Source organism: Streptomyces sp. NPDC002785, assembly GCF_040295565.1.
Classification (GTDB): domain Bacteria; phylum Actinomycetota; class Actinomycetes; order Streptomycetales; family Streptomycetaceae; genus Streptomyces.
This window is the reverse complement of the sequence record NZ_JBEOVN010000214.1, coordinates 1-11,722: the sequence shown is the minus strand read 5'-3', so window position 1 is coordinate 11,722 and position 11,722 is coordinate 1. Positions and strand designations below refer to the sequence as shown.

Below are 11,722 nucleotides of genomic sequence, written 5' to 3'. Positions count from 1 at the left end.
CGCACATCTGCCGCGTTGTCGTCAATCACCATGGCTCCGCCATGCCTCAATCCTCCGCCTTGCAGCTGCACGCACCCAGCCCCGCTCCTTCTCCCGCCCCCCATGTGCCGGTCGGTCTTAGCTTCGGCTCCGGATCATCGACATAAGGAGCCTGTGAGTTCCGGCGTCTGCGGCCGCCACGACCCCGCGGGCTCCCTGCCCGATGGGGGCGCCATCAACGCCGGTCACCACGCAGCCCGCAGCCCGGCAGAGAGCGATGCCGGCAGCGAAGAGATCACCACGGCAGCGCGGGTGACCGGTGAGTGACAGGGCAGGCCGGACGCCGGCGCCGTGCGTGCCGTGCAACTCCGCCTCCGTGACTCGTCACTGCCGTGTCATGCCCCGTGACTCTTCGAAGGGGGAGGCCTCGCCCGTCAGCCGGGTGCGCCGGCCTGGCTGGGTACCGATCCGAGGGTGCCGAACAGGCGCTCGCCCCGGTCCTCGGCCATGTCGAGCGTGGCCAGCACGGCCGGGGTCGAGATGCTCGGCAGTACGTAATGCAGAAGGACCGAAATCCGCCGCCCCAAGTCCTCGCGCTTACAAAGGGCTTGAGACATCACCTGGATGCCGGAGAAGGAGCCCGCCAGCATTTCGGCGGTCTCGCAGGGGTCGACGTGCGGCAGGAGTTCGCCCTGGTTCTTCGCGGCGGTCAGCAGATGTTCGAGCCGGTCTATCCAGGCACGGAACGGGGTGCCCCGGTCAAGGCCTTCCACCGCCTGATCCATGGCCAGCCCGACGCTGGCACGTACCAGTGGCTCATGCCGGAGCCGGTGGGCTAGCAGCATGCCCTGATCGACCAATTCCTGAAGCTTCGTCAGCTGGGCGGGAAGCGGATCGCTGTCCAGCTGTACGTCCATCACCCCGAGTGCCAGGTCTTCCTTCGAGGTGAAATGGAAGTAGAGTGCACCTTTTGTCACTCCGGCCCGCGCAAGAATTTCACTGATGGTGGCGCTGCTGTAGCCGCGTTCGTCGAAGACGGCGGCGGCCGCCACCAGGATCGACCGTCGAGTCTGGATCGCGCGCGCCTGCTGTGCCATCAGCTACGTCTCTCTCAGTCGTGGCGTGGTCAGCGCCACTGGGATATGGCTGGATTGGATAGGAAAACCGGACTGTCAGTATCTTACTGCGAGGGCGGCCCGCCCTCCCGGCATGGATCCTCTGGGAGGAAAATTCATGGTTCAGCTCACCTTGCACAGCGCATCGGTGTCCGACGAGGGCCACGGCGCCGCCGAATTATCCGAATCCCCCGGAGCGGACGGGACGGCAACGAGGAGCAGACATGGGGAGGCGGACTTTCCGAGACACCTGGTCCACCGGTCCGATGCCGAGGATGTCTTTCCCACCGGCTGGACCCCACAGACCGACACCCAGTTCTCGGTATCGGCCCGTTGGCCGCATGAGCACCGCTTCTTCGCCCCCGTCTCGGGCCGTTACCAGGACCCGCTGCTGATCGCGGAGACCATGCGGCAGACGACGATGCTCCTGGGGCATGCGGCGTTCGGCGTCCCGGTCGGGGACCAGTTCGTGATGTGGGAGCTCGTGTACGTCTCCGAGCCCGATCAGCTGCTCCTGGGCGAGGCGCCCTGGGACATCACGGTGGATGTGTCCTGCTCCCGGATCCGGCGGCGCGGCCGGAGCATCGGATCCATGCATGTCGAGCTGCTCCTGCACCGCCTCGGCACTGTCCTTGCCAGAGGCGGAGGACGTATCAGCTGCACCTCGGCCAGAGTGTACGACAGGCTGCGGGGCGACCGGCAGTACGTGATCGGCGCCTCGATACCCCTCCTGCCCGCCGTCGCACCGGCCGAGGTGGGCAGGACCGATGAACGCGATGTCGTACTGGCGCCGGGTCCACGGCGGGACGTCTGGCAGTTGCGGCTCGACACCGGGCATCCGACGCTGTTCGCCCGGCCCAACGACCATGTGCCGGGCATTCTGCTGCTGGAGGCGGCCCGTCAGGCGGCCGTCGCCGTCACCCCCGGACATGACTTCCTCCCGGCTTCGGTGAAGACCGACTTCCTCCGGTACGTGGAACTCGACCACCCCTGCTGGATCGAGGCCCGGACCGTCCCGGCCGGCGATCGCGCGACGACCGGGGTGCACGTCTCGGCGATCCAGGACGGCGAGCCGGTCTTCACCTGCACCCTCGGCTCCCCGAGCAGCCGGCCGGACAAGCGGCAGAATGACCAGTCATGACACTGCGCATACTGATCACCGGCGCGACCGGCTTCATCGGCGGCCACGTGGTGGCCGCGGCCCGGGCCACCCCCGGCCTCCGGCTGCGGCTGATGACCCACCGGACAGCCCTCACCGCATCAGCAACGGCGGGCGCCGGGCCCGGCGTCGAGACGGTGTACGGGGATCTCGCCGACCCCGCAACGCTCCGCGGCAGCTGCGAGGGCGTCGACGCGGTGATCCACTGCGCCTCCCGGATCGGCGGCGACGAACCGACCGCGTGGTCCGTAAATGATCAAGGAACCCGTGCCCTGACCGAAGAAGCGGTCCGCTGCGGGGTCACCCGGATCGTCCACCTGAGCACGGCATCCGTCTACGGCCGGGGCCCGTTCGCCCGACTGCGGCCCGGACAGGCCGAGCCGGACCCGGCCTCGGCCACCAGCCTGACCCGCGCCGTCGCCGAACAACACGTCCTGGCGGCCGGCGGGGTCGTCGTGCGCCCGCACATCGTGTACGGGGCCGGGGACCGATGGGCCGTGCCCGGACTGGTCGCGCTCGTCCGGCAGCTCTCGGCCGGGCTGACCGGATGCGAGGCGCGGCACTCGATGATCGACGTGCAGACGCTGGGGCGGGCGCTGCTGGGTGCGGCGCTGTCCCCCCGGGAGCCGGCCGGGGTCTACCACGTCAACCACCCCGAACCAGTGAGCTGTTCGCAGCTGCTGTCCACGGTCGTCGACGAGCTGCGGCTGCCCTGGGGGGCCACCGGCATCGATGTGGACACGGCCCGCGAGCGGCTCGCCGACGTCCCGTACGCGCTGCACCACCTCGGCATGCTCGCCGTGGACCACTGGTTCACCGACGAACGGGTCGGCCAGGACTTCGACTGGGAGCCGGGCGAAGGGTTCGCGACCGCGTTCGCCCGGCACGCGCCGTGGTACCGCCGGCATCTCAGCGGCTGACGGAGATCGCCGGGACCGTCGCGCTCGGCGAGTGCGAGGCCGTCGCCACGGTGCCATTCCTGGTCGGGCCGGATGGTGCCCCGAGCCGCGGTCGCCCGGCTCAGTGGCAGTTCTTGGTGCCCTTGCTCGACTTCGTCCAGGAGCAGGAGTCCTGGAGTTTGCCGCTCGGCTTGATCAGCCGGGCCTTGTCACCGGTGTTGTTCCAGACGTACGAGCCGCGGTTCCAGTAGACGTCGCCCGAGGCGTTCTTGCCCTTGCCCGTGTGGACCTTGACGGTCTTGCCGGCGCCGATGGTGTAGCTGCCGAAGGTGTACGTGTACCCGGTGTTGTCCTTCAGCTTGTAGCCCTTGAGCTGAAGCTTCGACTTGCCGTTGTTGTGGATGTCCACCCACTCGGCGTTGAGGGACGCGTTGGTACGGGTGTCCTTGCCGGGACTGTCGTACTGGATCTTGCCGAGGTGCAGCCCGCCCTGGTGCGAGGCGGCCGAGGCCGGGGCCGTGACGAGCAGTGAGCCGGCCAGGGCGATGGTGGCAGCCAGGGCGATCGATGAGGCGGCGCGTATGTGCATGCCGTGATCCTTCCATGGAGTTACGGTGAAGAACTGTGATCCTAATACCAACCGGAACATGGGGTGGGAGAAGGAGCGGGCCCAAGCTCGCGCCGCCGCGCACCATTTGACGGTCGGTCTTATACGCACTTCGCCCCGTCAACCCATTCCTGCCGCATTCCTCATCCGCGCGACGCCTGAGCGATGCGAACACGACAGCCGCTCGATGCGCTGGACCGGGGTACTTACCGGGTACACCACCAGCCAGGGGAGGGACAGATGACGCACTCATCGCACCAGCAGGAGATGCGCGACGCCGCCAGGCATGTCGGACGCCGCCGCTTCCTCACCGTCACCGGTGCCGCTGCCGCGCTCGCTTTCTCGGTCAATCTGCCGACCGCGGGCACCGCGAGCGCCGCCGAGCTGGACGGCCGGAAGATCGGCGAGGACCCGTTCACTCTCGGTGTCGCCTCAGGCGACCCGCAGCCCGACTCGGTCCTGCTGTGGACGAGACTCGCACCCCGCCCGTACGAGACCGGCAGCGGACTTCCCCGGTCTCGCGTCGAGGTGCGCTGGGAACTCGCCCACGACGAGCGCTTCTCCCGCATCGTCCGGCGCGGATCGGCCACCGCCCACCCGGAGTTCAACCACAGCGTCCACGTCGAGATCAAGGGCCTCGAAGCGGACCACGTCTTCTACTACCGCTTCCGCACTGGTACGTGGACCAGCCCCGCCGGCCGGACCCGCACCGCGCCCGCCCGCGACGCCCGCAACAGCACGCTGAGCCTGGCCGCCGTCTCCTGCCAGGCCTACCACGACGGCTACTTCACCGCGTACAAGCACCTCGCCCAGGAGGACGTCGACGTCGTCTTCCACCTCGGCGACTACCTCTACGAGTACGCCGTCAACGCGACCGGCGGAGCCCGTAACCACACCGACCGCAAACTTCCCGACCACTTCAACCGGGAGACGGTCACGCTGGAGGACTACCGGCTGCGGTACGGCCTCTACAAGTCCGACCCCGATCTGCGCGCCGCCCACGCCGCGCACCCCTTCGTCGTCACCTGGGACGACCACGAGACCGAGAACAACTACGCGGGCGGCACCCCCGAGAACGGCGTACCGCCGGAGGAGTTCCTGCTGCGCCGCGCCGCCGCCTACCGGGCGTACTGGGAGAACCAGCCGCTGCGCACCCTGCAGCAGCCGACCGGCCCGGACATGAGGCTCTATCGGCGCCTGCAGTTCGGCCGTCTCGCCCAATTCGACATCCTGGACACCCGCCAGTACCGCAGCGACCAGGCGTACGGCGACGGCTGGCAGAGGCCCGGACCGGAGTCCGAGGATCCGTCGCGCACCATGATCGGCGCCACCCAGGAGCGCTGGCTGCTCGACGGCTGGCACGCCTCACAGGCCACCTGGAACGTCGTACCGCAGCAAGTCACCTTCGCCCAGCGGCGCGAGGCCCCCACCGATGCCTCCAAGCTGTCGATGGACGCGTGGGACGGCTACCCCGCCTCCCGGGACCGGATCCTGAAGGGGGCCGCGGCCGCGGGGATCCACAACCTGATGGTGCTGACCGGCGATGTGCACGTCGGCTACGGCTTCGACCTGAAGAAGGACTTCGACGTCCCGTCGTCCCGCACCGTCGGAACGGAGATCGTCGCCACATCCATCACCAGCGGCAAGGACGGCTCGGACAGGCCGGCCGGCTGGAACAACCAGATGCAGGCCAACCCGCACATGAAGTTCTTCAACGGCCGTCGCGGATACACCGTCATCACGCTGGGCACGGAGCGGGCGCGTGCCGACTACCGCACGGTGTCGGCCGTCACCACGCCCGGTGCGCCCGTGACGACGGCCGGATCGTTCGTCACGGAGGTGGGGAACCAGGGCCTCACGCCCGCGTAAGACCGGCCGGCACGAGAAGGGCGGGGCCGGGTGCGTGCAGCCGCGAGGCGGAGGATTGAGGCGTGGCGATCGACGACCACGTGGCAGATGTGCGTGCCCGGCCCCGCCCTTCTCTCATGTGCCGGTCGGTCAGAGGCCCTTCGCGGACAGGTCCTGGTCAGCCGAGGCCGTCGGCCGGGTAGCGGACGCCGATGCGGTCACGTACCGCGTCGAGCGTCCGCATCACGGCAAGGGAACCGTCCAGCGGCACGAGCGGCGACTCCGTCTCGCCCGCCCGCAGCGCCCGCGCCACCTCGGCCTGCTCGAACTGCATCCCGCGTAGCCCCTCGCCCGCCGCCCCCGCGGTGAACTCCTCGGTGAACGTTGCGGCAATACCGCCGGTCGCCAGCACGCCCCAACGCACGGCTCCGCTCATGCCTGTCATGCCTGCCCCCAAAAAGGTCTCGACCAGTCCGGCTGAGCTGAGAGCATAGATGCGGATTCAACGACATGGAGATGAGAATGCCGGAGAGCGGCGCAAGCCGGGCCCAGCAGGAACGCACACACATATCGACCACCGGGACCGGGGCCGCGGAGTCCGCGGCCACCGGCACACCTCCCGGAAATCCGGCCGTCACCGACGCGGCCCGGCGCACCGGACTCCTTGTCACCCTCGTCCTCGGCGGCCTCACCGCACTGCCGCCGCTCTCCATGGACATGTACCTCCCGGCCCTGCCCGCGGTCACCGAGTCCCTGCACGCCCCCGCCGCGACCGTCCAGCTCACCCTCACCGCCTGCCTCGCCGGCATGGCGCTCGGACAGGTCGTCGTCGGACCGATGAGCGACCGGTGGGGGAGGCGCAGGCCGCTGCTCCTCGGCATGATCATCTATGTTGTCGCCACCGCGATCTGCGTCTTCGCCCCCACCACGGAACTCCTCATCGGCTTCCGCCTCCTGCAGGGCCTGGCCGGTGCGGCGGGGATCGTCATCGCCCGTGCCGTGGTGCGCGACATGTACGACGGCGTGGAGATGGCCAGGTTCTTCTCCACCCTGATGCTGATCTCCGGCGTCGCACCGATCGTCGCGCCGCTGATCGGCGGACAGGTGCTGCGGTTCACCGACTGGCGGGGGATCTTCGCCGTCCTCACCGTCGTCGGCGTGGTGCTCACCCTGGTCGTCTGGAAGTGGCTGCACGAGACCCTGCCACCGCAGGACCGGCACAACGGCGGCATCGGCGACGCGTTGCGCACCATGCGCGGGCTGCTCGCCGACCGGGTCTTCACCGGCTACATGATCGCGGGCAGCCTCGCCTTCGCCGCCCTCTTCTCGTACGTGAGTGCCTCGCCGTTCGTCGTGCAGGAGATCTACGGCGCCTCGCCGCAGACGTTCAGCCTGCTCTTCGGCATCAACTCGGTCGGCCTGATCATCGTGGGCCAGATAAACGGCAAAATCCTGGTCGGCCGGATCAGCCTGGACAAGGCGCTCGGCTTCGGGCTCTCGGTCATCGTGCTGGCCGCGGCCGCGCTGCTGCTGATGACGTCCGGGGTCTTCGGGGACGTGGGCCTGGTCCCGGTCGCGGCCGGACTCTTCGTGCTGATGTCGGCGATGGGGCTCGCGATGCCCAACACGAACGCGCAGGCCCTGATGCGTACGAAGCACGCCGCCGGGTCCGCCTCCGCGCTGCTCGGCACGTCGTCGTTCCTGATCGGCGCCATCGCCTCGCCGCTCGTCGGGATCGCGGGCGAGGGGACGGCCGTTCCGATGGCCGTCGTGCAGCTGGTGTCCGGGGTGGGCGCGATGGCCTGCTTCCTGGGGTTGTGCCGGCCCTGGCAGCGGGCGTCGTAGCTGGGGCCTGCCCCAGCGCGCCCGCCCGCTGACGCGCCTGCTTTCCGCAGGCCAGGGCGGGCCGGGCCGGGCAGTACGCCTAGTGCGCGCTCGGGTAGCCGATCAGGTGCGGGCGGTCCTTCTCGTCCGTCCAGCGGAACAGGCCGACGCCGTCCGACGTCACCGCGCCCGGAACCCGTTGGTTCGAGCGCAGGGCGCCCGTCGTGCCGCTCCTGATCGCCACCGCGACGGGGGTGCCGCCGCCGGCCAGTACGTCGGCCGCGTTGCGTGCGTTCGCCGCGCCGTACGCGATGCCCTCGTCGTTCACGGACGCGAGTGTCAGCGGCTTCGTGCCGTCCGTCCCCTCGAAGCAGAACCCGCGCTTCGTCAACAGGTCGAAGGCGAGCGGCCCGGCCACCAGGAAGGTGCCCGAGGGCGCGGCGACGAGCTGCGGGTACTGGCCCGGCTTTATCGCAGGCTTGCTGCACTCCACCGAGGCGAGGGGCTTGCCCGTCTCCATGTCGTGCACCGTCCACAGGTCATGGGTGGTGGCACGCTTCGCCCCCTTCGCGAGGTGCCACTTCGCCAGCACCAGGTTCGGGATCACCGATGTCGGGAGTCCGCTGAGCCGGTCGGTGCCCTTGGGGGCGACATTGCGGCTGAACCAGCCGCCCTGCACCCAGAATTCCTTGGCCCCGCTGACCAGCAGGCCCTTCTTCGTCAGCCCGCGTACCTCGGTGAGCTGCTTGCAGGTCGTGCAGCCCTTCGGGTACTTGAGCGCGCGGGCGCTGATCTCCGACACCCCGCCGGTCACCGGGTCGACCACCGCGCTGTTCGTCCGGCCGTCGCTGATGAGGATGCCGGGGCCGGTGGTGGTGACCGTGGGTACGGAGTTCCACGGCACCTCGATGCGCCGCCGGGAGCCGTTCTGCACGTTGTAGACGTCCAGCGAGACGATCGTGTCGGCGGGGGTCAGCGCGTTCTCGCCGACCTTCCCGTACGACCACGTCACGAAGTACTCGTGGTCGTCCACGGTGACCGGGAGGAGCCTGGGGAAGTGCTGCGGGGACGGGGGCCGCCAGCTCGCCCCGTGCCAGCCGGCCTCCCCGGTCTGCGAGTCGATGGTCCGCAGCTGGTACTTGGTGTCCGAGACCCGCGCGAGGTAGGCGAGGCTGCCCGTCGTCCGGGAGAGCGCGTAGTCGGGCGAGGTACCGATGAGCTCCCAGCCGTGCTCCGTCGCGAACACGGAGGGGACGGTGAGCTGTGTCACCGGGGCCGAGCTGGCCCTGACCTGCTTCTTCGGCTTGTCGGAGCTCTTCTCGCCGCTGCCACAGGTGGCCAGCAGAAGAAGCATGGCAAGCACGAGCACTCCGCCGACCAGAACCAGGCGCACAATCTTCTGTCTCATGGTTTCCCTCGATGGGCGATCCCGACCTCGCGCCGGGCAGCCTAGCAACTGGCGCAAGCGTTGCGGCAGTTCGTACGCGCTGCTGTTTGCCGCGGGCGCCGGGTCGCAAGCGGGTCGGCCGCCTTTGCCTACAATTCGTCGGTGAACGCCACCCTCCCCACTGCGGAAGCCCTGCGCGCGGCACTGGCCGGACTGCTCGACGGGCTGCCGCCCAAGCAGGCCGCCCAAGCCGTCGACCGGCTCATCTCCAACTACCGGGGGACCACCCCCACGGATGCCCCGGTGCTCCGCGACCGCTCCGACGTCGCCGCGTACGCCGCGTACCGGATGCCCGCGACCTTCGAAGCGGTACGGTCCGCGCTCGCCGCGCTCCAGGAGGCCGCCCCGGACTGGGTGCCCGGCACGCACACCGACATCGGCGGCGGCACCGGAGCGGCGAGCTGGGCCGTGGCAGGGGCCTGGGAGGGGCAGCGGACGACCGTCCTGGACTGGGCCGAGCCCGCTCTCGCCCTGGGCCGGGAGCTGGCCGCGATCTCCGGCGTCCCCGCCCTGCGCGCCGCCGAGTGGCGCCGGGCCCGGATCGGCGCGGGCCTCGAACTCGCCCCCACGGACCTGATCACCGTCTCCTACGTACTCAAGGAGCTGACGGCGGACGCCCGCGCCGGCCTCGTCGACACCGCGGCGGGCGCCGCACAGGCGGTCGTGGTCGTCGAGCCGGGCACCCCCGACGGCTATGCCCGGATCATCGAGGCCCGCGACCGGCTGATCGCCGCCGGGCTGAAGGTCGCCGCGCCCTGCCCGCACAACGATGCCTGCCCCATCGAGCCGGGCACGGACTGGTGCCACTTCTCGGCCCGGGTCAGCCGCTCCTCACTGCACCGGCAGGTCAAGGGCGGCTCACTGCCGTACGAGGACGAGAAGTTCAGCTATGTCGTGGCGACCCGCTTCGAGACGGAACCCGTCCGGGCGCGCGTCACCCGCAAGCCGCAGATCCGCAAGGGGCAGGTGCTGCTGGACCTGTGCACCCGTGACGAGGCCCTGCAGCGCGCCACGGTCACCAAGCGGCACGGCGAGCTGTACCGGGCGGCCCGGGACATCGCGTGGGGCGACGAGTGGCCGCCGCGCGGCGCGGGTCCGTCCGGCGGCTGAGGGCGGCTGCCGGACGCGGCTGCCGGCCCCCGGCTACCCGCGCAGCTCCTGCGTGCAGCACTTCACGCTGCCGCCGCCCTTCAGCAGTTCGCCCAGATCCATCGGCACCGGCTCGAAGCCGCGCGCCCGCAACGGATCGAAGAGCCCCGTGGCGGCCTGCGGCAGCAGCACATGGAGCCCGTCGCTCACCGCGTTCAGGCCGAGCGCCGCCGCGTCCGCCTCCTCGGCGATCAGCGCGTCGGGGAAGAGCCGCGCCAGCACCGACCGGCTGCCCGGCGAGAAGGCGCCCGGGTAGTACATGATCTCGTCGCCCGCGTCGTCGAGTACGGACAGGGCCGTGTCCAGGTGGTAGTAGCGCGGGTCGACCAGATCGAGCCCGATCACCGGGCGCCCGAAGAACTCCTGCGCCTCGTCGTGCGACAAGGGGCTGGACCGGAAGCCCCGCCCGGCCAGGATGTACGAAGCGGTGACCGCGAAGTCGCCCTCGCCCTCGTTGACGTGGGCCGGTTCATGGATTTCGGTGAAGCCGTTGTCCCGGAACCACTCGCGATGGGCCCAGGCCTCCTCGTACCGCTCCTGGTACGCGAACCGGGCGCCGAGCACCCGGCCGTCGATGACGGTGGCGCCGTTGGCGGCGAAGACCATGTCGGGCAGCTCGGGGCGGGGAGTGAGCAGCTCCACGGTGTGCCCGAGGGCGCGGTACCGGTCGCGCAGGTCCTCCCACTGGGTCTGGGCCAGGGGGAGATCCACGGGCTTGCTGGGATCCATCCAGGGGTTGATGGAGTACGTCACCCTGAAGTGGGCCGGGGAGCACATCAGGTAACGGCGGCGTGTGGCTTGTCGGCCAGGGGTGGGAACGCCTTGATGAGGGGCGGGGGCCGGGTGACGTGTGGGCAATGAGGGCTCCTCACGAATAGCAGGGGTTGCCTGTCGGGGGACTTCGCACGGGTGTGTGTGAGCCCATGGTCCGCTTTCCGGGGCTCGCGCGCAGTGATCCGATCGGGTGATTCCGCACGGTGATGAGACGAAACGTATCGACTCGTGCCGCTGCTAGATTTACCGGCATGGTAGTGAACCGGCCACCTGACTCCAGTCGTCGCAGTGAGCGCTCGCGCCGTGCGATCTACGATGCGGTGCTCGGCCTGGTCGGTGAGGTGGGCTATCCCAGGACCACCATCGAGGCCATCGCCGCGCGGGCCGGCGTCGGGAAACAGACGATCTACCGGTGGTGGCCCTCCAAGGCGGCCGTCCTCCTGGAGGCCTTCGTCGCTCTCGGTGACCGAGCGGCCGAGGAGAACGGCGCGGGTGACGTGCGGGGGCTCCCGGACACCGGCGATCTCGCGGCCGACCTCAAAGTCGTTCTGCGGGCCACCGTCGACGAGCTGACCGACCCCGCCTTCGAGGCGCCGACCAGGGCACTGGCCGCCGAGGGGATCGTCGATCCGCAGCTCGGCGCCGAGTTCGTCCAGAAGCTGCTCGATCCTTCGCTCCAGCTGTACGTCGCACGGCTGCGTGCCGCCCAGGAGGCGGGTCAGGTGCGCGCCGACATCGACCCGCGGATCGCCCTGGAGCTCCTCGTGGGCCCGCTCACCCACCGTTGGCTGCTGCGCACCCTCCCGCTCACCCACGCGTACGCGGACGCGATCGTCGACTACACCCTGCGCGGGCTTACGACCTCCCCCACGACAGGGAGCGGGCTCCCGACGCCCTGCGACTCTCGCTGATCCGCTCCCT

10 protein-coding genes and 2 pseudogenes are annotated in these 11,722 nt (G+C 69.9%); 6 read left to right on the top strand and 6 right to left on the bottom strand.

What is annotated here, in order from left to right; genetic code table 11:
- Nucleotides 1-117: 117 nt before the first annotated feature.
- Nucleotides 118-327 (bottom strand): annotated as a pseudogene (locus ABTZ94_RS32085) (inositol monophosphatase family protein); the annotation flags it as partial.
- Nucleotides 328-413: 86 nt separating this feature from the next.
- Entirely contained in the window at nt 414-1,076 is a 663-nt protein-coding gene (locus tag ABTZ94_RS32080) for a ScbR family autoregulator-binding transcription factor (RefSeq protein WP_351206077.1), read from the bottom strand.
- Nucleotides 1,077-1,212: 136 nt separating this feature from the next.
- Here ABTZ94_RS32080 and ABTZ94_RS32075 point away from each other — a divergent pair, with 136 nt between their 5' ends.
- Together ABTZ94_RS32075 and ABTZ94_RS32070 are read left to right on the top strand one after the other, a co-directional pair.
- The gene (locus ABTZ94_RS32075; protein ID WP_351206075.1) at nt 1,213-2,235 is read left to right on the top strand and encodes a ScbA/BarX family gamma-butyrolactone biosynthesis protein; all 1,023 of its coding nucleotides are present in this window, start codon (nt 1,213-1,215) and stop codon (nt 2,233-2,235) included.
- A complete protein-coding gene (locus tag ABTZ94_RS32070) occupies nt 2,232-3,173 on the top strand; it encodes an NAD-dependent epimerase/dehydratase family protein (RefSeq protein ID WP_351206073.1) in 942 nt (313 codons plus the stop codon). Before ABTZ94_RS32075 ends, ABTZ94_RS32070 begins: the two co-directional genes overlap by 4 nt.
- A gap of 100 nt (nt 3,174-3,273) precedes the next feature.
- Here ABTZ94_RS32070 and ABTZ94_RS32065 read toward each other — a convergent pair whose 3' ends face one another.
- A complete protein-coding gene (locus ABTZ94_RS32065) occupies nt 3,274-3,741 on the bottom strand; it encodes a lamin tail domain-containing protein (protein ID WP_351206071.1) in 468 nt (155 codons plus the stop codon).
- A 258-nt stretch (nt 3,742-3,999) separates the two neighbouring features.
- On the opposite strand from ABTZ94_RS32065, the gene ABTZ94_RS32060 reads away from it, so the two are divergent.
- Entirely contained in the window at nt 4,000-5,628 is a 1,629-nt protein-coding gene (locus ABTZ94_RS32060; protein WP_351206069.1) for an alkaline phosphatase D family protein, read from the top strand.
- 157 nt (nt 5,629-5,785) lie between these two features.
- On the opposite strand, the pseudogene ABTZ94_RS32055 reads toward ABTZ94_RS32060, so the two are convergent.
- Nucleotides 5,786-5,953: pseudogene (locus tag ABTZ94_RS32055) on the bottom strand (gfo/Idh/MocA family oxidoreductase); the annotation flags it as partial.
- A 176-nt stretch (nt 5,954-6,129) separates the two neighbouring features.
- Here ABTZ94_RS32055 and ABTZ94_RS32050 point away from each other — a divergent pair.
- Entirely contained in the window at nt 6,130-7,452 is a 1,323-nt protein-coding gene (locus ABTZ94_RS32050) for a multidrug effflux MFS transporter (protein ID WP_351206079.1), read from the top strand.
- A gap of 79 nt (nt 7,453-7,531) precedes the next feature.
- On the opposite strand, the gene ABTZ94_RS32045 is transcribed toward ABTZ94_RS32050, so the two are convergent.
- A complete protein-coding gene (locus ABTZ94_RS32045) occupies nt 7,532-8,839 on the bottom strand; it encodes a hypothetical protein (protein ID WP_351206067.1) in 1,308 nt (435 codons plus the stop codon).
- Between the two features lie 141 nt (nt 8,840-8,980).
- Between ABTZ94_RS32045 and ABTZ94_RS32040 the strand changes: the two genes are divergently transcribed.
- Nucleotides 8,981-9,988, top strand: coding sequence for a small ribosomal subunit Rsm22 family protein (locus ABTZ94_RS32040; RefSeq protein WP_351206065.1), 1,008 nt, complete (start codon nt 8,981-8,983; stop codon nt 9,986-9,988).
- Nucleotides 9,989-10,021: 33 nt separating this feature from the next.
- Here the strand turns inward: ABTZ94_RS32040 and ddaH are convergent, their stop codons facing one another.
- Complete coding sequence (gene ddaH / locus ABTZ94_RS32035) at nt 10,022-10,885, bottom strand: dimethylargininase (RefSeq protein WP_351206063.1); 864 nt, start codon at nt 10,883-10,885, stop codon at nt 10,022-10,024.
- Between the two features lie 167 nt (nt 10,886-11,052).
- Here ddaH and ABTZ94_RS32030 point away from each other — a divergent pair, with 167 nt between their 5' ends.
- Entirely contained in the window at nt 11,053-11,712 is a 660-nt protein-coding gene (locus ABTZ94_RS32030; protein ID WP_351206061.1) for a TetR/AcrR family transcriptional regulator, read from the top strand.
- Nucleotides 11,713-11,722: the final 10 nt, after the last annotated feature.

Coding starts and splice junctions, on each gene's coding strand:
- ABTZ94_RS32080 (WP_351206077.1), bottom strand. CDS start 1,076: ATGGCACAGCAGGCGCGCGCGATCCAGACTCGACGGTCGATCCTGGTG.
- ABTZ94_RS32075 (WP_351206075.1), top strand. CDS start 1,213: ATGGTTCAGCTCACCTTGCACAGCGCATCGGTGTCCGACGAGGGCCAC.
- ABTZ94_RS32070 (WP_351206073.1), top strand. CDS start 2,232: ATGACACTGCGCATACTGATCACCGGCGCGACCGGCTTCATCGGCGGC.
- ABTZ94_RS32065 (WP_351206071.1), bottom strand. CDS start 3,741: ATGCACATACGCGCCGCCTCATCGATCGCCCTGGCTGCCACCATCGCC.
- ABTZ94_RS32060 (WP_351206069.1), top strand. CDS start 4,000: ATGACGCACTCATCGCACCAGCAGGAGATGCGCGACGCCGCCAGGCAT.
- ABTZ94_RS32050 (WP_351206079.1), top strand. CDS start 6,130: ATGCCGGAGAGCGGCGCAAGCCGGGCCCAGCAGGAACGCACACACATA.
- ABTZ94_RS32045 (WP_351206067.1), bottom strand. CDS start 8,839: ATGAGACAGAAGATTGTGCGCCTGGTTCTGGTCGGCGGAGTGCTCGTG.
- ABTZ94_RS32030 (WP_351206061.1), top strand. CDS start 11,053: ATGGTAGTGAACCGGCCACCTGACTCCAGTCGTCGCAGTGAGCGCTCG.